At 68.3% G+C, this 18,341-nt stretch carries 21 protein-coding genes; 10 read left to right on the forward strand and 11 right to left on the reverse strand.

The window, feature by feature from the left end; genetic code table 11:
• Window position 1 precedes the first annotated feature (1 nt).
• On the reverse strand, window positions 2-541 hold the full coding sequence (locus AX018_RS18165) for an OmpA family protein (protein WP_111880154.1): 540 nt from the start codon (window positions 539-541) through the stop codon (window positions 2-4).
• Between the two features lie 33 nt (window positions 542-574).
• Between AX018_RS18165 and AX018_RS18170 the strand changes: the two genes are divergently transcribed.
• Together AX018_RS18170 and pdxH are read left to right on the forward strand one after the other, a co-directional pair.
• The gene (locus AX018_RS18170) at window positions 575-1,210 is read left to right on the forward strand and encodes a gamma-glutamylcyclotransferase (protein ID WP_111880157.1); all 636 of its coding nucleotides are present in this window, start codon (window positions 575-577) and stop codon (window positions 1,208-1,210) included.
• A 44-nt stretch (window positions 1,211-1,254) separates the two neighbouring features.
• Window positions 1,255-1,917, forward strand: a complete 663-nt coding sequence (gene pdxH, locus AX018_RS18175) for a pyridoxamine 5'-phosphate oxidase (RefSeq protein WP_111880159.1) — start codon at window positions 1,255-1,257, stop codon at window positions 1,915-1,917.
• A gap of 31 nt (window positions 1,918-1,948) precedes the next feature.
• Here the strand turns inward: pdxH and AX018_RS18180 are convergent, their stop codons facing one another.
• Window positions 1,949-2,902 carry an AEC family transporter gene (locus AX018_RS18180; protein WP_111880190.1) on the reverse strand — a complete coding sequence of 318 codons (954 nt, stop codon included), beginning with the start codon at window positions 2,900-2,902 and terminating at the stop codon, window positions 1,949-1,951.
• Between the two features lie 303 nt (window positions 2,903-3,205).
• On the opposite strand from AX018_RS18180, the gene AX018_RS18185 reads away from it, so the two are divergent.
• The 3 genes from AX018_RS18185 to AX018_RS18195 are packed head-to-tail and all read left to right on the forward strand — an operon-like array spanning window position 3,206 to window position 5,668.
• Window positions 3,206-3,721: a hypothetical protein gene (locus AX018_RS18185; protein ID WP_111880161.1), complete on the forward strand. Its 516-nt coding sequence runs from the start codon at window positions 3,206-3,208 to the stop codon at window positions 3,719-3,721.
• Window positions 3,672-4,514 carry a serine/threonine-protein kinase gene (locus AX018_RS18190; protein WP_245951668.1) on the forward strand — a complete coding sequence of 281 codons (843 nt, stop codon included), beginning with the start codon at window positions 3,672-3,674 and terminating at the stop codon, window positions 4,512-4,514. The genes AX018_RS18185 and AX018_RS18190 overlap by 50 nt, the downstream gene beginning before the upstream one ends.
• 8 nt (window positions 4,515-4,522) lie before the next feature.
• The gene (locus AX018_RS18195) at window positions 4,523-5,668 is read left to right on the forward strand and encodes a hypothetical protein (protein WP_111880164.1); all 1,146 of its coding nucleotides are present in this window, start codon (window positions 4,523-4,525) and stop codon (window positions 5,666-5,668) included.
• Between the two features lie 95 nt (window positions 5,669-5,763).
• Here the strand turns inward: AX018_RS18195 and AX018_RS18200 are convergent, their stop codons facing one another.
• From AX018_RS18200 to msrA, 8 genes are all read right to left on the reverse strand, one after another.
• Window positions 5,764-7,902 (reverse strand): TonB-dependent receptor, encoded by a 2,139-nt coding sequence (locus AX018_RS18200; protein ID WP_111880166.1) that lies wholly within the window; start codon window positions 7,900-7,902, stop codon window positions 5,764-5,766.
• Window positions 7,903-8,140: 238 nt separating this feature from the next.
• Window positions 8,141-8,560: a hypothetical protein gene (locus AX018_RS18205; RefSeq protein ID WP_245951671.1), complete on the reverse strand. Its 420-nt coding sequence runs from the start codon at window positions 8,558-8,560 to the stop codon at window positions 8,141-8,143.
• Window positions 8,561-8,579: 19 nt separating this feature from the next.
• Window positions 8,580-9,128 carry a hypothetical protein gene (locus tag AX018_RS18210; protein WP_111880171.1) on the reverse strand — a complete coding sequence of 183 codons (549 nt, stop codon included), beginning with the start codon at window positions 9,126-9,128 and terminating at the stop codon, window positions 8,580-8,582.
• A 114-nt stretch (window positions 9,129-9,242) separates the two neighbouring features.
• On the reverse strand, window positions 9,243-9,521 hold the full coding sequence (locus AX018_RS18215) for a hypothetical protein (protein ID WP_111880193.1): 279 nt from the start codon (window positions 9,519-9,521) through the stop codon (window positions 9,243-9,245).
• An 89-nt stretch (window positions 9,522-9,610) separates the two neighbouring features.
• Window positions 9,611-10,885 (reverse strand): ABC transporter permease, encoded by a 1,275-nt coding sequence (locus tag AX018_RS18220; RefSeq protein ID WP_111880173.1) that lies wholly within the window; start codon window positions 10,883-10,885, stop codon window positions 9,611-9,613.
• Window positions 10,882-11,577: an ABC transporter ATP-binding protein gene (locus AX018_RS18225; RefSeq protein ID WP_111880175.1), complete on the reverse strand. Its 696-nt coding sequence runs from the start codon at window positions 11,575-11,577 to the stop codon at window positions 10,882-10,884. The genes AX018_RS18220 and AX018_RS18225 overlap by 4 nt, the downstream gene beginning before the upstream one ends.
• Window positions 11,574-11,993, reverse strand: coding sequence for a transcriptional repressor (locus AX018_RS18230; protein WP_245951675.1), 420 nt, complete (start codon window positions 11,991-11,993; stop codon window positions 11,574-11,576). Before AX018_RS18230 ends, AX018_RS18225 begins: the two co-directional genes overlap by 4 nt.
• A gap of 232 nt (window positions 11,994-12,225) precedes the next feature.
• On the reverse strand, window positions 12,226-12,765 hold the full coding sequence (msrA, locus tag AX018_RS18235) for a peptide-methionine (S)-S-oxide reductase MsrA (protein ID WP_111880180.1): 540 nt from the start codon (window positions 12,763-12,765) through the stop codon (window positions 12,226-12,228).
• 140 nt (window positions 12,766-12,905) lie between these two features.
• Here msrA and AX018_RS18240 point away from each other — a divergent pair, with 140 nt between their 5' ends.
• From AX018_RS18240 to AX018_RS18255, 4 genes are all read left to right on the forward strand, one after another.
• Window positions 12,906-13,598, forward strand: coding sequence for a TetR/AcrR family transcriptional regulator (locus AX018_RS18240; RefSeq protein WP_111880182.1), 693 nt, complete (start codon window positions 12,906-12,908; stop codon window positions 13,596-13,598).
• 23 nt (window positions 13,599-13,621) lie between these two features.
• On the forward strand, window positions 13,622-14,332 hold the full coding sequence (locus AX018_RS18245) for a protein-L-isoaspartate O-methyltransferase family protein (protein WP_111880185.1): 711 nt from the start codon (window positions 13,622-13,624) through the stop codon (window positions 14,330-14,332).
• A 55-nt stretch (window positions 14,333-14,387) separates the two neighbouring features.
• The gene (locus AX018_RS18250; RefSeq protein ID WP_111880187.1) at window positions 14,388-14,741 is read left to right on the forward strand and encodes a rhodanese-like domain-containing protein; all 354 of its coding nucleotides are present in this window, start codon (window positions 14,388-14,390) and stop codon (window positions 14,739-14,741) included.
• Between the two features lie 126 nt (window positions 14,742-14,867).
• Window positions 14,868-16,211 carry a TolC family outer membrane protein gene (locus tag AX018_RS18255; RefSeq protein WP_111880196.1) on the forward strand — a complete coding sequence of 448 codons (1,344 nt, stop codon included), beginning with the start codon at window positions 14,868-14,870 and terminating at the stop codon, window positions 16,209-16,211.
• A 36-nt stretch (window positions 16,212-16,247) separates the two neighbouring features.
• On the opposite strand, the gene xopAU is transcribed toward AX018_RS18255, so the two are convergent.
• Entirely contained in the window at window positions 16,248-17,795 is a 1,548-nt protein-coding gene (gene xopAU, locus AX018_RS18260) for a serine/threonine protein kinase (RefSeq protein WP_111880189.1), read from the reverse strand.
• Window positions 17,796-18,048: 253 nt separating this feature from the next.
• On the opposite strand from xopAU, the gene AX018_RS18265 reads away from it, so the two are divergent.
• Window positions 18,049-18,341, forward strand: a 293-nt coding sequence (locus AX018_RS18265) for a transposase (RefSeq protein ID WP_245951673.1), incomplete at its 3' end; no start/stop codon positions are given.

The following is an 18,341-nucleotide window of genomic DNA, read 5'->3' on the forward strand; positions in this document are numbered from 1 at the left end:
GTCACCGGGGCGCCAGCGTCACCTCGACGCGGCGGGCTTCTGCGTTGTTGCCGGCGCCCTGGGTCAATTCGGGCTTGCGCAGTTCGATCCTGTCGGCGGGAACGCCACCGGCCACCAGCGCATCGCGCACGGCCTGGGCACGCTGCTTGGCCAGCTCGGCGTTGGCCGCGGCATCGCCCGTGGCATCGTGGAATCCGGACACCAGCACGCGGCGGCCGTCTTCCTTCACCGCGCGGATCACGTCGGCCAGCGCGGGGGCCGCATCGGCGGCCAGATCGGCCTTGCCGGACGCGAAAAAGAACTTCACCACGCTGCCATCCACCACCACGCGCGCCACCTCGTTGCCGGCCAGATCCAGGGTGCCGGCGGGGGCCACCACTTCCGCCGCGGGGACGGCTACCGCCGGGGCGGGATGGCGTGCGATGCCCCGCTGGACCACCACGGTGCCCACGACCGTGGACACGACGAGCGCGATGATCGCGAACAGGAAGCCCAGGGCAAAGCGCTGCTGGCTGTCATCGCTGGAAGAACTGAAGGCCATGATGGGGAAAACTCCGTAGGTCAATAATGGGACATGGACGAAACCGCGAATTGTAGGGGGGCGGACACGGCCCCCCTGCCCGCTCCGCTGCGGGATCCCGCACCCCTGCTGGAGCAGACCCTCTGCGAATGGGGAGAGGCGCAGGACCTCTGGATCTTCGGCTACGGCTCGCTGATCTGGCGGCCCGATTTCGAGTTCGCCGAGCAGCGGCCCGCGCGCGTGCACGGCTGGCACCGGGCACTCAAGATGTGGAGCCGCATCAACCGGGGCACGCCCGCCTGCCCGGGGCTGGTGTTCGGCATGCTGTCGGGCGGCAGCTGCCGCGGCATGGTCTTCCGGGTGGAGCAGGCGCATGCCCGGCAGGTGCTGGTGAACCTGTGGCAGCGCGAGATGGCCCTGGCGGTGTACGACCCCCGGTGGCTGCCGTGCCAGACGCCGCAGGGCACCGTGCGCGCCCTGGCCTTCACGCTCTCGCGCAGAAGCCCCAGCCACACGGGCGAATTGTCCGAGGCGGAATACCGCCGCATCTTCGCCGAGGCCAGCGGCAAATACGGCACCACCCTCGATTACGCACAGGCCACCTATGACGGCTTGAAGCGCATCGGCATCGAGGACCGCGCCCTGGCGCGGCTGCTGCGCCTGTCCCTGCGGCCCGACGGGGTGCCTTGACCGCCCGCAGGCCGTGCCGGGAACGGCCGGGGCACAATCGCCGCATGGCCTCCACACCCTCTCCGCTTGCCTCCTCCATCGCCGACCTGCGCAAAAGCTACGAGCGCGCCGAACTGGGCGAAGACGCCTCCCATGCCGACCCGCTGCAGCAGTTCGACCAGTGGCTGCGGGAAGCCCTTGCCGCCCAGGTGCCCGAGCCCAATGCCATGACGCTCGCCACCGTGGGCCCCGACCTGCGCCCCAGCACCCGCGTGGTGCTCATCAAGGGCTACGACGAGCGCGGCATCGTCTGGTACACCAACTATGAAAGCCGCAAGGGCCGGCAGCTTGCGGGCAACCCCTTCGCGGCCCTGCAGTTCCACTGGGTGGAGCTGGAGCGCGTGGTGCGCATCGAAGGCACGGTCGAAAAAGTGAGCGATGCCGAAAGCGACGCCTATTTTGCGAGCCGGCCCCTCGATTCGCGCATCGGCGCCTGGGCCAGCCCGCAGAGCCAGGTGATTTCGGGTCGCGGCGTGCTGGTGGCCAACGCGGCGAAATACGGCGCGCAATTCCTCCTGCAGCCCCCGCGCCCGCCCCACTGGGGCGGCTACCGCCTGAAGCCCGACCGCTGGGAGTTCTGGCAGGGCCGCAAGAGCCGCCTGCACGACCGGCTCAGCTACCGCCAGGACCCCGCGGGCACCTGGGCCCGCGAGCGCCTCGCGCCCTGACCGGCCACGCCCCGGGCGGCTGGGCCTCTCGTCAGTGCCACAGCCGCTGCGCGAGCAACAGCATCAGCGGCACCGTGAGAAGCGCCATCGCCGTCGAAAGCGCGATGCTGGCCGACACCTCGTCCTGCATCGTGCCGTAGCGCTGGGTGAACAGGAACACGTTCGCCCCCACGGGCAGCGCCGCGGCCGTGAACATCACCGCCACCGACAGCCCCGACAACCCGAAGACCCAGGCCAGAGCGAACAGCAGCAGCGGGTGCGCGATGTTCTTCACCACCGCGATGCCCAGCGCCTCGCGCACGTGGTGCCCCACCTTGGTGTAGGCCAGCGTAATGCCCACCAGCAGCAGCGCCATCGGCCCCAGGGCCGTGCCCAGCACCTGCAGCGGCTTGTCGATCACCTCCGGCAGCACCAGCCCCGTCTGCCCGAACAGCAGGCCCGCGAGGATCGGCAGCGGCACCGGGTGCACGATGCCGTTGCGCACCGCCTGCAGCACGGTGTGCAGCACCGGCCGCGGCGCGGTGCGGCCCGACCGCTGGCTCTCGCGCGCCTCGGCCAGCTCGAACACGATGGTCGCGCCCGTGAGCAGCACCAGCGCATGCAGCGAGATCAGCGTGAAGAGCGTCACCAGCCCTTCCTTGCCATACACCAGCCCCACCAGCGGCACGCCGATCATGATGTTGTTGCTGAACATATTGGCCAGCCCGCGTGCCGCCGACCGCGTGGAAAAACCCGCGAAGGCCATGGTCACGCTGAACACCAGCCCCGCCGCGAGGAAGTACAGCGCCACCGGCTCGAAGTTCAGGTCCTGCACCCGCACCGCGCCCATCGTGCGGAACAGCAGCGCGGGCGTGAGGACGAGGAAGACGATGTTGGAGAGATCCTTGATCGCCGTGGCCCGCACCCAGCCGATGCGGGCGGTGAAAAAACCGATGGCGATGCAGAGGATGACGGGGACGAGGGAGGCGAAGACGGGGGAGTTCACGGGGAGGGAGGCGTGCCCCATCCGGAGGGACAGCGGGGTCGATGGGGCGCAACGAGGACTGGGATGCAGGATTATCTGCCGCCAAGACTGGGCCGGAAGCCGCTTGGATTCCTACAGTTTCGTAGAGCCCGATCAAGGGCCGTTATGCAGGGCGGTCCCTTGCGTCAATGACTGGGCATCCGAATGGTCCAAGTTCAGGGCGGGATGCTTAGCATCCGTATGCTGCCAACTATGGGGCGTAGAAAATGCCCAGCACCCTAACCCCTTGTTAAACTGTGTATCAAAGAGCCTTGGATAAGCGATATGGCCCACGCCATCACCCAACCGAACGATCGTAAAGAATTTGCCACCGAAGCCGACTTTGTAGAGCGCTTTGTTGGTAAGTTGTCGGCAGGTCGTACCTCCTTCGGGCGGGTCCAGATTACTAAAGAGTGGGATCACACAGCAGGGTTCGTGGATGTTCTCGCACGACATCGGCGAAAGACGCTGCTGGCCTTCGAGGCCAAGCTGGATAACTGGAAAAGAGCATTTCATCAGGCGTACCGCAGCACCGCATACGCTAACAAATCGTATGTCATCGTCCCCGCACGTGTGGCCGAGAGAGCCTTGAGGGATCGAGACGAGTTCGAGTTACGAGGGGTGGGACTATGTTCATTCGATGGGAAGTCCGTGCAGGTGCTAATCGAAGCGTCAGAGCAGGAGGCGCTTTTGGTTTGGCTCCGTGCACAAGCGCACGAACATTTCGATGCCCTCGACGATGAGCGGGCACTTGAATCTGGACGCGGCAGCTGCGGAGCTGTGCAACCAGCGCGGATTTGAGTTTCTAGGCCCTCTTGGGCAGGGCGCCTTCAAAAGTGCCTATCTGGCCGCCTACAACTCTCAGCAATTCGCACTGAAGCTTGCAGTTGCCGCCGGCGCTACGGAGCGGCTGGTTAGGGAAGCTCGAGCGCTTCAAGAGTGCTCGCACAACTCGGTAGCTCGGCTTCTTCAGGCCCACCCTCACATCACTCTGGAGGGGGGCGAGCTGTGGGTCGTCTGCGAAGAATACCTGGCTGGAGGAACCCTGCAATCCCGGCGTACATGTGGTGTGCTGTCTGTCGCGGATACCCGGGCAATTGGTGTTGCGCTTGCCGAGGTTCTCGGTCATCTCCATGAGAAGCGACTCGTCCACCGCGACATTAAGCCTGAGAACATCATGTTCCGTGACCGCAGCAACGCCCACCCGGTGCTGACCGATTTTGGCATCGTACGGATGCTCAATCAGCCTACCCTGACTCAGGCATTCGCCCAAATGGGGCCCGGCACCCCCGCATACGCGGCTCCAGAACAATTGACCAACGACAAGGCACTGATTGACTGGCGCACCGACCAATTCGACCTCGCCATCGTGCTCGCTGAGTGCCTACTTGGGCATCACCCGTTCCTCGCATCGGGGAAGACCATCCCCGAGGCGATCATGGCAGTGGCTGCCCGCCACGAGATGCCCGCCGAAAACGCGGCGCGCCTTGCGGCCCTGGGGTTCGGAGCACTTCGGACGGCACTGAAACCCTGGCCCATCGCCCGCTTCAGAAATCCCTCTGACTTTCTAGAGTCGTTGAAGACATCTTCCTGAGGAAACTTATGGCTTCTTACTTGCAACTCGGTCACGACTCTTGGAACCTTTTGGAAGAGCCGGACATTGGTGATTACGCAGGGCTAGTCCTCAGTCCGGTGAACGATGCGCCAGCTGACGTCGCAAACCGCTTAGGCCGGCTTGGTGATCTTCGTGACGAGTTGGAGGTGATCCTCGATCCGCAGATGTACAACCCCGCGTTCGAGAAGGGGAAGATGGACGAGTGGGCGTACTTCTCTTCCGAATACGAGACTGCGGACCGTGGAGACCTCAACTGGTGGGCTCAACGCGCCCACGAAATCGTCGAGCAAGGGGCGCAGCTAGGGGTGGATGCGGTTTGCTCGCCGGCCTTTGTTCCCCGACAGTTCACCGACGCCTACTACGCCTTCATTGTTGAGGTTGCTGATGCGATGAAGCACCATGCCGATGGACGACAGCAGGAGACGCTGCTCACCGCAATCGTTAGCCTCAGAGACCTGAACAACCCCTCCCGCGCTCTCAGCATCGCGTCTATTTTGTCCCGCAGCTCGTGTGATCGCGTCTACTTGATGTTTCTAAACGAAGACGTTCCGGCACGGCAACCCATGAAGGACGCGGCAGGCTTGCCGACGGCTGTGCACCTAATTAGGCTGTTGTCCGAGGCGATGCGCATCCATGTCGCCTTCGCAAGCCACGACCTTGTGCTCTGGAAATTTGCCGGCGCTACTGACATCTCAACGGGCAAGTACATGAACCTCCGTCGCTTCTCTCCAGGTCGCTGGGGCGAGGAGGAGCCTGGCGGTCGCCAAGTGCCATATTGGAACGAAGGCCCTCTACTTGCGCGTTTGCGGGAAGCCGACGTCGCGAAGCTCAACCGCCAGGGCTGGTTCGATGATCGAACCTTTGAGTCAAATCCCGCAGGGGCTCGAATACTTGAAATCATCCGGAGCGGAGAGAAGGTTGCGTGGCTAAAGTTGTCTTGGATGCAGTACCTTCGCTGGGCCAGCAATATCGAATCGCTGTGGCATGGCGACGCAGCTGCGGTGGAGACTGGCCTGCGCGCAGCAGACCACAACTGGGGTTTGCTGTCGAACGTGTTGTTCCAGGATCGGTTCAACGACGGCTCCCATGTGCGGGGCTGGATCAACGCCATACGAGAGGGGCGTGGCCGTTAGCGAAGGACTGCTACCAGCCTAAAACAGCCCCTTAATACCGTCTCCCAGCGACCCAAAATGGGGCGTGCAGTTCCTCCCCAGCACGCCCCACCCCCTCAAAACTCCACCTTCACCCCCACCTTCAAACTCCTCCCCGGCAACGGCGCCTTCGGGAACGCCGTGGTCGTCAGGATCGAAGTCGCGCTGTACGCCAGCTTGTCCGTGATGTTGTCCAGCCGCGCGTACCACAGCACATTGCTCCGGTTGGCCCCGAACTGCCACTGGGTGCGATACCCCAGCGATGCATTCCACAGCGTGTAGGCGCCCGTGGCGCGGGTGCCGTCGGCGGGCACGCGGTTTTGCGCGGCGAGATAGTCGAAGCCCAGCCCGGCGCGCCAGGGGCCGCTGGCCCACAGCAAGGTGCTGCCCAGGCGCAGCGGGGCGATGCGCGGCAGGGGCTCGCCCGTGTCGCGGTTGGTGGCGCGCACGATGTCGCCGCGCAGTTGCAGGTCCACCGTGGAGCCATCACCCAGTACGCGGGACGATGGCGCCACGAGGCCGCTCTCGCCCACTAGGCGCACGTTGCCGCTGGCTTCCAGGCCGTAGAACCGGGCGCGCATGCCCTGGTAGCGGTATTCGGGCAGTGCGCCGTCGGTGCCGGCGGGCACGGTGTCGCCCTCTTCCGATCGCAGCAGGCCGGTGGGCGTGAGGCCGATGTAGTTGGAGAACTGGCTCACAAAGGCGGTGGCGGCGAAGCGGTGCGGGCCGCTTTTCCAGGCGGCGCCCACATCCAGGCTGGTGGATTTTTCCAGGCCCAGGTTGGGGTTGCCCGTCTCCCAGGCGCCGGTGGCCACGTGCGGGCCGTTGGCGAAGAGTTCGTAGTCCTTGGGCGCGCGCTGGGTGTAGGAGAGGTTGGAGGTCAGCTGCCACGCGGGCGTGAGGTTGACGAGCGCGCCCAGGGCGGCGCTGTAGGGGTTGAAGTCGTGCTTGCCGATGGCGAAGCGGTCGATGCCGGGGCTGCCGAAGGATTCGACCGTGTCGTGCTCGGTGCGGGCGCCGAAGGTGAGCTTGCCCCAGTCGGTGCCCAGCTCTTCGTGCACGAAGAGCGCGGTGCTGGCGCTGCGGCTGCGCGGGGCGAAGGCTTCATTGCCCTCGGCGGAGAAGCGCGAAACCTCGGTCTGCAGGCCGACCACGCCCTGCAGTTTGCCGATGGGCGCGTGCCGCGCTTCCAGCCGCAGGTCGTTGCCGCCGTTGCGGAAGGTGGTGCCGGGCGTGCTGCCTTCGTATTCGGTGTGGCGGTAGTCGGTGTGGCTGGCCTGCACGCGCACGCTCTGCAGCGGGCCGGTGTCGAAGCGCCACAGGCCGTCCAGCGCATAGCGGTTGGAGCGCATGCCGATGGTCACGTCGTCCTCGGCGACGGTGCCGTAGTTGCTGCGGTAAGTGCTGGCCGAGACGCCCAGGTAACCCCGGTCGAAGAACGCCGTGCCACCCAGTGCGCCGCCGCGCGTGTGGCTGGCCGAGTTGCAGATGCGCCGCGCGAGGCTCGGCGAGCCGGGTTTCTCGCAGGCCAGGTCGATAGGCACGCGCACGTCGTCGGTGTTGCGGTCGAACACGTCGGCATGCAGGGCGAAGCGGTCGTTGCCGCCCTCCACCATCGCGGCGCCCGCGCGTTCGCGGTTGCCGGTGGCGGCCGAGGCCTCGGCCTTGCCGTCCACGCCGTTGAGTGGCTCGCGCGGGATGCGGTTGTCGATCACGTTGACCACGCCGCCCACGGCGCTGCCGCCGTAGAGCAGTGCGGCCGGGCCGCGCAGCACTTCGATGCGCTCGGTGGTCAGCGCCTCGGTGGGCACGGCATGGTCGAAGCTCAGGGCGGATGCGTCCAGCGTGGCGCCGCTGTTCTGCAGCACGCGGATGCGGTCGCCGTCCAGCCCGCGGATGATGGGCCGGCTGGCGTTGGGGCCGAAATAGGTGCTGCTGACGCCGGGCAGGCCGTCCAGGGTCTGGCCCAGCGTGGACTCGGTGCGCAGCGTGAGGTCGTCGCCGGACAGCTGCGTGGCAGGGGCGACCACCGTGTCCGCACCCAGCGGGTTGCCGGTGACGGTCACTTCGGGCAGGCGGGTTTTCTGGCCGGAGGGGTCGCCCTCGGTCGTCTGCGCGCGTGCGCCGGACGCCAGCAGCATCAGCACGGCACAGGCGAGCGGGTGCAGCGCGGTATGGCGTGAGCGGCGTGGAGGGGATGAAAGGTGGGAGTTCATGGCAAACGACGAGAGAAGAGAGAAATGGAGGACAACGGACGGGCGGCGCACACCCGCGCGCCAGCCCGGACGCCCGCCATGGCGAATGCCGCCGCAATCCGGCCGGTCATCGGCCGTAGCGGGGCGAAACGCGCACAGCAGGCGCTGAGAGAAAAAAGGAAGCGGAAAAGGAGAACGAAAAACCGGAGAACGAAAAACCCGGCCGGGCCGCTGCGAAGCGGCCCACGGCCCGGCGTGTTCAGGCGCGGGCGGAGCCCGGCGGCGCGCGTGCCAGGAAGGTGCGCGACGGGCGTGCGCCGATGCCCGTCCAGGGAAGGTCCGGCGGCGCGGGCACGACGCCCGGCGCCGGGGCCGGCAGCAGGGCCGGCGGCAGCGCGTCACCGAAGAGCGATTGGTCGAGCAGGTGGCAGTCGTTGCCGGCATGGCCGGTGAACAAGGCCTCCAGCACGCCGGCCGGATGGGCGTGCCCGCCGTGGCCCCCTGCCCTGTCCATGGCCTGCACCGCGCCGGCCGTGGGCCCGTGCACCACCTGGTGCACCCGGCCCAGTGCCGGGGCCAGGACCAGTGCCATCGCCAGCCACATCCACAGCGCGAGCGTGCGGGCGCGCCGCTGCCGGCGCGCAGCCGGCAGGGAGGTGGCCGTGGAAAGGCGGGGCATGGGAGCGGGCCGGGTCACGTCACTTCACGGGCTCGGCATTGACCATGCGGTAGAAGAGCCCGTATTCATCGTTGCCCAGGGTCTTGAATTCGCCTTGCACCACGATGGGTTCGAGCGAATACGGCACGGCCACGGAGGCCTTCACCTCCACCATGCTTTCGGGGCCGCCGGGGATGCAGAACGGGCACGTGAGCGGCACGGACGTGAGCAGAAAGTGCCGCTGCAGCGGCCTGGCATCCATGGGCACCATGAAGCCCTGCATGCGCTGCACCTTGCCGTCGAGCGCCTTCTGCTCGGCGTTGAAGACCGGGGCAACGCGGGTCTTGAGGGTTTTCTTGGTCAGGTTGGTGAGCGTGGACCAGGGGACCACGTCATCGCGCTGGGGCAGCGGCTTGATGGGGCTCTGCGGGCTGTGGTAGCCCGGGCCGCTGCCGCCGGGCAGCGCGCCGCCGCCCAGCGGCGACGACAGGACGGCACCATTGCCGTCCGCCTTGGGTGCCGATGGGCTCTGGGCCCAGGCGCCCGCGCACGCCAGGGCGCAGATCCAGGCCAGGCTCGGTGATTTCATCGGAACACTCCGGGATACGGTGCAGAGGGGCAAACCATCGGGTGGGGTGGGGAAGATCGAAGCCGACCGGGGGGCGCGGCATGGCATAACGGCCGGCCGCGCCATGCAGTCCGGTCAGTGCTGATGCTTCATGCCGCAGTATTTACCGATGGCCAGACCCTTGCAAGCGGCCTGGAGTTCCTTCTCGCACTGGTCGTGGCCCTTGCCCGATTCCAGGCATTTCGCCGCGGCCTCGTGGGCGCTGGCCATGGCGCGGTGGCGCTGGATGTCGGCCTGGATCTCCTTGTCGCCATGGGCGGAGTCCTTGTCGTCGTGCGCGTGGGCCGCCAGGGCGCCCAGGGCGAGCAAGGGAGCCAGGACGAGTGCGAAGGCGAGGCGGCGGGGTTGGTGCATGGTGTGCATCCTTTCAGGCAAGGTTGAGAAGGGAACGGAAAAGAAAAAAAGAAGGAAAAGGACAACCGGACGAGGGCCTGGGGGCGCCCCTAGGGGCGCCCCAGCAGCTCGGCCACGTCCACGCGGTAGGCCTGCAGGGCGGGCAGCAGCGCGGCCAGGGCGGCCACGGCCACGGCCAGGCCGGGAATGGACCATTCCCCATGCAGCCAGAGGGCGCCGGTCACGGGCATGGCGTTCTGGGCCGCGAGCATCTGGCCCACCACCGCCGCCAGCGCGTGGCCCAGGCCCAGGCCCAGGGCCGACGCGATCAGCGCCAGCCACAGTGCCTCGCACAGCAGCAGCCCGCCCACCCGTGCGGGCGGCGCGCCCAGCATGCGCAGCATGGCCAGATCGGCGCGGCGCTCGCGCACCGCGTTCCAGAGTGCGATGAAGACGCTCAGGGCCGCCACCCCCAGCAGCACGGCGCCGAAGGCGCGCAGCACCTCGACGCCCACGCCCAGCAGGCGCAGCAGGCGCGTGATCTCCACGGCCGGGGCGGCCGCCTGCATGGGGGTGCTGGTGTTGATGTAGCGCGGCAGCGTCACCGCCGCGAGCGGGCTGCGGTAGCGCACCAGGGCCAGGGTCACCTCGCGCTCCTGCCGCAGGATCTCCAGGTCCTCGGGGTCGTCGGCCTGGGCGGTCTCGTGCACCATCCAGACCGATTCGGTCGATGTGAGCACCAGCCGGTCGATCACGCAGCCGCAGGGCCGCAGGGTGCCGACCACGGAGTAGGGATGGTCGCCATGTGCGTGCCCGCCGGGCGCGAGGCCATGGGTGCCGACGAAGCTGCGCCCCAGCAGACCCACGGGCCCGGGCGCCGGCATGCCGCCGCCTTCGGGCCCTCGGGCCGCGCGCTCCATGGCGCCGGCCACGGTGGCGCCCAGCACGGCTTCCATCGGCTTGTCCCACAGGCGGCCCGCATCGATCTGCATGCCGTAATGCGCCGGGTACTCGGGCGTGGTGCCCACGATGCGGTAGCCGCCGAAGCTGTCGCCCAGGCTGAGCGGGATCGCCTGCGCCACCAGCGGGTGGCTGCGCAGCGCCTCGAAATCCTGCAGCGCGATGTTGCCGGGCGGCACGTCGATGTGGAACACGCCCGCCAAGATGAGCTGCAGCGGGCTGCCCTTGGCGCCCACCACGAGGTCGATGCCCTGCACGTCGCGCTCGAAGCCCCGGTCCACCTGGGTGGCCACGAGCAGCACCAGCGTGACGGCCGCGAGCCCGAGCGTGAGCAGCAGCAGGTTCAGCGCCGCCGCCAGCGGGCGCGACCAGAGGTAGCGCCAGGCCAGCCGGGGCAGGCTCCATCCGTTTGCTATATTTTTCATAGCTGATGAGATAGATTCGACGGCGACATGGAGGCCCCGGGGGCCAGATCGAGCCGCTGCGTGCCCGGCAGGGGGCCCAGCGCGTCGGTGGCGCGGCGGTCGTGCGTGGCGATCACCAGCGTGGCGCCGCATGCCGCCGCGCAGGCGGTCAGCAGGCCGAGCGCCGCGCGGGCGGCATCGTCGTCGAGGCTGGCGGTGGGCTCGTCGGCCAGCAGCACGCGGGGCGACAGCAGCACCGCCCGCGCGAGGGCCACGCGCTGCGCCTGCCCGCCGGAGAGCTGGTGCGGGCGGCGGGCGGCGAGCGCGTCCACGTCCAGCCGCGCCAGCGCGGCCGCGATGGCGCGGTCGTCGCGCGCGAGGCCGGCGGCGAAATACGGCAGCGCCAGGTTCTCCGCCACGCTGAGCGCGGGCGACAGGTGCAGGGCCTGGGGCAGGAAGCCCACGTGGCGCGCCCGCCAGGCATCGCGCCGCGCTCCGGCGAGCCGGCCCGCTCCCGCGAGCGCCTGCCCTGCCACTTCCAGATGTCCCTCCGTGGCCGTGCGCAGCCCGGCCGCCAGGGCCAGCCACGTCGATTTGCCGGAGCCCGACGGGCCGCCCAGCAGCAGGCATCCGCCCTGGGGCAGGTCCATGTCGGGAAAACGGAGGGCAGCGCCGCCAGCGTGGGAGAACGCCAGCCCCTGTGCCCGGATCACGCGCCCTTCTCCGGATGCGCGCAGCCGGCGCAGCGCCCGCGCACCGCGATGTCCACGGCCAGCTCTTCGTGGCCCGCCGAGGCCAGGGCCCGCAGCACCTCCTGCAGGGCCGACTGCACGGGCGCGGCTCCCTCCGGGAGCCGGAACTGGCGGTGGCAGTCGGCGCACACGAAGCGCGGCGCGGCGCGGTCCGGCGCCCTGGCGGCGATCGCATAGCGCGTCACCCGCTGGCCGTCGACATGCCGCTCCAGCAGGCCCGCCACGGCCAGGCGGTCCAGCAGCCGGTACACCGTGACCCGGTTCACCGACACCCCGCGCCGCTCCAGCGCCGCCACGACGTCGGTGCCGGAACGCGCCACGGCGGGGTCGCTGTCCATCAGCGCCAGCACGGCACGGGTGGCGCGGGTGGCGCGCAGCCCGTCAGGCAGCGCGCGTGGCGTGGCGGGGGTGGATGCGGCCGAGGGCCGGGGGGCACGGGGGGATGAGGTGGATGGCATGGCCGGTGCGGGCCGCACGCTCCAGGCGATCCACGGGGCGGTGCCGCGCGGGCGCAGGAAACGGGCGTCCATTAATGCAATCGGGTTGCATTATGCGCCTGCCGGCTCCCGCCCACGCGATTTCTGCGGCCCGCCTGGGCCGCATTCCGGATCAGTCCGGCTTGAGGTGGCGCGCGAAGGTCTTGCGGAACTTCTCCACCTTCGGGCCCACGACGAATGCGCAGTAGCCCTGCTCCGGGTGGTTCAGGAAATAGTCCTGGTGGTAGTCCTCGGCGGGCCAGTACGCGGCCAGCGGCGCGACCTCGGTGACGATGGGGGCGCCGAAGAGGCGGTCCTGCGACATCTGGCGCACCATGGCCTCGGCCTGCTCCTGCTGCCCGGCGTGGCTGGTGTAGATGCCGCTGCGGTATTGCGGCCCCACGTCGTTGCCCTGGCGGTTGAGCGTGGTGGGGTCGTGGGTGGCGAAGAAGATCTCGAGAATCTCCTGCAGCGTGATCGCCTCGGGGTCGAACGTGAGCCGCACGACCTCCGCGTGGCCCGTGGACCCGGTGCACACCTGCTCGTACGTGGGATGGGGCACGTGGCCGTTGGCATAGCCGCTCTCCACGTCGGTCACGCCGCGCACGCGGTCGAAGACGGCTTCGGTGCACCAGAAGCAGCCGCCGCCCAGGGTGATGGTTTCGAAAGTCATGGAACGCCTCGCTGAAAAAGAGACCAGGAAAAAGGGCCGCCGACGGCGCCCGGGCACCGCGCCGCGATGGCGCGCAGCCGCTCAGGTGCGTTGACGCTGGAGCGCGCGGTTGCTACATTACTAACCAGTCAGTCATTAATATGCTTCACGACGCATCCCCCCCCCACCCTGCCGAGCCCGAGGCGCCCCGGCGTGCCCGGCGCAAGGAAGCGCGCCCGGGCGAGCTGATCGAGGCCGCGCTCGACCTGTTCGTGGAGAAAGGCTATGCCGCCACCAAGGTGGATGAGGTGGCGGCGCGGGCGGGGGTTTCCAAGGGCACGCTGTTCCTTTATTTCCCCAGCAAGGAAGACCTGTTCAAGGCGGTGGTGCGCCACAACATCGGCCGGCATTTCGCCGACTGGGACGTGGAGATCGAGCAGTATCCGCACGGCACCCCCGAGCTCCTGCGCCATGCCTACCAGCTCTGGTGGGAGCACATCGGCTCCACCAAGGCCTCGGGCATCTCCAAGTTGATCCTGAGCGAGGCCCACAACTTTCCCGACATCGCGGCGTTCTACCGCACCGAGGTGGTCGAGCCGAGCCACCGGCTCATCCGGCGCACCCTGCAGCGCGGCATGGACCGGGGCGAGTTCCGGATTCTGGACCTGGACTGCTCCGTCTATGTCGTCGTGGCGCCGCTGGTTTTCATGATGATGTGGCGGCATTCGGGCCCCTGCATGCCGGATGCGCTCGAGATGGACCCCCAGCGCTTCATCGACGCGCAGGTGGACAACCTGTTGGCGGGCCTGTGCGTGCGCGAGGGCGGCCCGCCTAAAATCGACGGTTTGTCCTGACCCGTGCACCGGAGAAATCCCCCATGACCCTCCCCCTCAACACGACCGCCAACGCGAGCGACCCCGTGACGCTGGCCCGCTACAACATGATCGAGCAGCAGATCCGCCCCTGGAACGTGCTCGACGCCGACGTGCTGGAACTGCTGGCGGCCGTGCGCCGCGAGGATTTCGTGCCCCCGACCTACCGGGGCATGGCGTTCATGGACATGGAGATCCCGCTCAGCCCCTCCACCGAAGAGGCACGCAACCTGGGCCGGTGCATGCTGGCGCCGCGCGTCGAGGCCCGCCTGCTGCAGGACCTGCAGATCAAGTCCACCGACCGCGTGCTGGAGATCGGTGCCGGCTCGGGCTACATGGCCGCGCTGCTCGCCCACCGCGCCGAGCACGTGCTGTCGCTGGAGATCGTGCCCGACCTGGTGGAGTTCGCCCGCGAGAACCTGCTGAGCGCCGGCATCCACAACGCCGTGGTGCGGCAGGCCGACGGCGCGCTGGACGCGATCCCGGAAGGCTCCTTCGACGTCATCGTGCTGAGCGGTTCGGTGTACGAGGTGCCGCAGAACCTGCTCGCCCTGCTGCGCGAGGGCGGACGCCTCGGCGCCATCACGGGCAACGAGCCGATGATGCGCGCCACCTTCGTGCGCCGCACGGGTGACCGCTTCGAGACCTCCTACCCCTGGGACACCAACGCGCCGCGCCTGCAGCACTTCGCCGAGCGCCCGCGCTTCACCTTCTGAACCGGCGTCCCTGGCGAACGAGCAACCTTTCTTTCCGGATACAGGAAACCCTTCCATGATCGACCACGTGCGTCCCGCCCAGCTTGACCAATGGTTCGCCACCGACGCGGACGAAGCGCGGCCCCTGGTGCTGGACGTGCGCGAGCCCTGGGAACTGCAGACCGCCAGCGTACAGCCCGCGCCCGGCGCCGGCGGGTTCGACGTGGCCGCGATCCCGATGGGCGAGATTCCCGCCCGGCTCGGCGAGCTGGATGCCGACCGCCCCATCGCCTGCCTGTGCCACCACGGCATGCGCAGCCAGCGCGTGGCGGCCTTCCTGGCGCAGCAGGGTTTCCGGCGGCTGGCGAACATCACCGGCGGCATCGACGCCTGGTCGCACGAGCGGGACGCCTCCGTGGCCCGCTACTGAACGCCGGTCCGGCCGGCGTCGAATGCGCCCCCCGCGATGGGCCGGCATGCCGGCATCGCGCGGGCCGCCCTGCGCCCGCCGATCGAAGAAAACCCTGGTTTTTTCCTTGAAGGACGCCTGTTCGCCATGCCCCTCCTCCGCCCTCTTCCCTCCCCGCTCCGCGCGCTGGCCGCGGCCCTTGCGCTGGCCGCCCTGGCCGCGCCCGTCCATGCGCAGAGCCTCTCGTCGCTGATGGAGATGGCGCGGGCCTACGACGCGCCGCTGCAGGCCGCCATGGCCGAGGCCAGCGCGGCCGGAAGCCGCGCGGAGCAGGCCCGTGCCGGCCTGCTGCCGAGCGCGGGCCTCTCCGCGGGTGCCTCGTACGCGCGCACCGACGTGAACCGCCCGCCGCTGGACCTGGGCACGCCGCAGCAGAGTGCGGGTCTGACGGCATCGCAGCCCCTGTACCGCCCCGCCAACCGCATCGGCTTCGAGCAGGGGCAGCGCGGCATCGACTTGGCCGAGGCGCGGCTGGACGCGGCGGGGCAGGACCTGATCGTGCGGGTGGCCCAGGCGTATTTCGACGTGCTGGCCGCGCGCGATACGCTGGCCTTCGTGCGCGCTCAGAAGACGGCCGTCTCCGAGCAATTGGCCTCGGCCCAGCGCAATTTCGAGGTGGGCAACGCCACCGTGACCGATTCGCGCGAGGCGCAGTCGCGCTTCGACCTGGTGGTGGCGCAGGAGATCGCGGCCGACAACGACCTGCGCGTGAAGCAGTTCGCGCTGGAGCAGGTCGTGGGCCGCGTGGGGGTCTCGCCCCTGCCGTTGGCCCTGCCCGTGCAGCTGCCGGCCGTGGCCCCGGCCGACGTGGACACCTGGGTGCGCACCTCCGAGGAGCTGCAGCCGCAGGTGCGGCAGGCGGTCATCGCGCTCGACGTCGCCCGGCTGGAGACGCGCAGGGCCGAGACCGGCCACCTGCCCACCGTGGACCTGCAGGCGGGCTACACGGTGGCGCGCAACCCCAACGGCACGGTGACCCTGCCCCACATCAACTCCCGCACGCGCAACGCCACGGTGGGCGTGCAGCTCACGCTGCCGCTGTTCGCGGGCTTTTCGGTGCAGAACCGCGTGAAGGAAACCCTCGCGCTGGAGGACAAGGCCCGCGCCGATCTCGACAACGCGCGCCGCACCGTGGCGCAAAGCACGCGCTCAGCGTTCTTCGGGGTGCAGTCCGGGCAGAGCCAGGTGCGGGCGCTGGAGGCGGCCGAGCTGTCGAGCCAGAGCGCGCTCGACGCCAACCAGCTCGGCTACCAGGTGGGCGTGCGCGTCAACATCGACGTGCTCAACGCGCAGAGCCAGCTCTACCAGACCAAGCGCGACCTGGCCCAGGCCCGCTACAGCGTGCTGCTGGGCACGCTGCGACTGCGGCAGGCCGCCGGCACGCTGACGCCGGAGGATCTGCGCGCCATCGATGCGCTGACGGCGCGCTGAGCCTGGGGGCCATGCCCCTCTCCTGGATCGGTTTTCTCAGGACGCGGGCCGGCTCAATCTTCCGTAGATCGCATGGGTGTGATCGCGGGGCGGCAGTTCTCCGAAAAAGGGGTCCCGCAGCAAGGCTTCCGCGCTGGCGCGTTCCTCGGAATTCCCCTTGATCATGCGGTTGAGGAACTGAACGATTTCCGCCTTGCTTTCCGAGGGCAAGGCTTTCAGTGGCTCCATGAAGGGGAATTTCTCCACCGAGGACTCTCCATGGAGTCCGATGAAGCCCATGTGGTAGTCCGGCGACTTCAAGAAGTGCACGAGCAGCTGGGCCGCGCTGTACACATCGCTTTTGTGGCCCGCCACCGACCGCAGATCGATGTAGCCCGGGGTGCCCATGCCGCTGGGCTCGCCCTCCTCGTCCCCCTTGCCCATGTCGATCAGCCGGAACATCTTCTGGTTTTCGTCGTAGATGACGTTGTTGTGCGAGATATCCTGGTGCACGACGCCCTCGTCCGCGAAGCGTGAAGCCCCGATGAGCACGTCGGCGACCATGGTCCGCGCCAGGGTGAGGTATTCACCGGGACTGACGGCGCCGCTTTCCAGGGCCCGGTGGGCTTTGCCGATCACGCCGTGGACCGTCGGGCCCTCGATCTTTTCCGAGAGGATTCCGAACTTGTCGCCGATCTGGACCAAGCCATAGACCCGCATGACCTGCGAGGTGTCCTCCAGCGAGGCGGCCATCTGGTATTCCTTGCCGATCCTGGCCTTTTCGTTCTCGATGGCCTCCGCCAGGCCGGGGGCGTCGTCGGCATGGGCGTCGTACAGATGGCGCGGGATGGGATTCGCGGGATCGGTGCACAGCATCGCCTTGAACACGAAGTCCCGCCCGAAATCCTTCCCGTCGCGCACGAAATTCTCCGAGAGCCTCACGGCATAGGCCGTTCCGGAGGCGCCCGCGCCCAGTGGCCGCAGGCCCGGCGATGCCCCGGAAGACCCCTTCCGCGGCCGTTCCAGCGCCACGGCGGTGAACCCCTTGCCGACTTCCGCGGAGCCCGGCTTCAGTGCCGCCAGCTTCTCCCGCAGGTCGCGCCGCGTGATGTTCTGGCTGATCACTTTCACCAGGCGGGGGCTGAGGACCACGTCGGAGGTGGCCGAGCGTATTTCGCCCTTGCGCCGCCTTTCATGGCCCAGGGAGCGCAGCGCATGCCAGGAGTCCGACGCCCCGTCGCGCAGGACGGGCGTCGTGGGGTCCAGGAGGGACGCGAGGTTCGACGTCGGGCTGTCGTACGAGGAGCTCGTCCTCGTGAGGCTGGGGCTCGGGGTCGAGGATGGCGTGGAGGTCGGCAGGGAGCGGGGACTGAAGGGAACGGCCTGGCGGTCCCCGAGGGACGGAAGCCGGGCGTTGAGCCTCAACCCCTCGCTGATTTCCGCATTGAGCTTGAAGCTTCTTCTCTTCAGCAGTGCCGACTGGGGCTCGGCCTTGTGCCCGGAACTGCCGTGGCCGTCCGGGCGCGGACCTTCCTGGCTGGCGGGGTTGCGGTTCTCTTCCGTGCTTCGTTGCGGGCTGCTGGACCGTGGGCTGTGAATCTTCATGGAACCACCCTGTGGGTCAGGGCTTGTGCGTGCATGGATTCGCACTAAATCCCGGAAGCGGAGATGGCATGGGCGCCGGTGCGAAGGGGGGGCCGAAATGCCGAACCGGGGCGCGCACGCTGTTCGCGGCCGATGTCACGAATTGACAAACTTCCTGGAAGACCGGTGGGCACAATCCGCCGCCTCGGGAGGGAGGCCTGTTTTCAGGTGCGTCTCTAAGAGCGTGTTTACGATCTCCCCCGACAATCCTGGGGTGAAAAGAAAGCCATACCCAAGCGACATCAGTAGAGAGAAGTTTGCCGAGATCGAGCCGCTGCTGCGCAGCGTTCGGCGCAGCACCAAACCGATCAAGCTGGACCTGTACGAAGTGTTCTGTGCAGTGCTGTACCTGCTTCGCACGGGTTGTCAGTGGCGCTATCTGCCGCCGCAGTTCCCCAAGTGGCACAACGTCTATGCGTACTGGCGCAAGTGGAGCGAGCCTGACCAGCACGGAGTGAGCGTGCTGGAGCAGGCTTTAAAAAAATCAGGTTGGCGCGGCCCGCGAGA

Source organism: Paracidovorax anthurii (assembly GCF_003269065.1).
Taxonomy (GTDB): domain Bacteria; phylum Pseudomonadota; class Gammaproteobacteria; order Burkholderiales; family Burkholderiaceae_C; genus Paracidovorax; species Paracidovorax anthurii.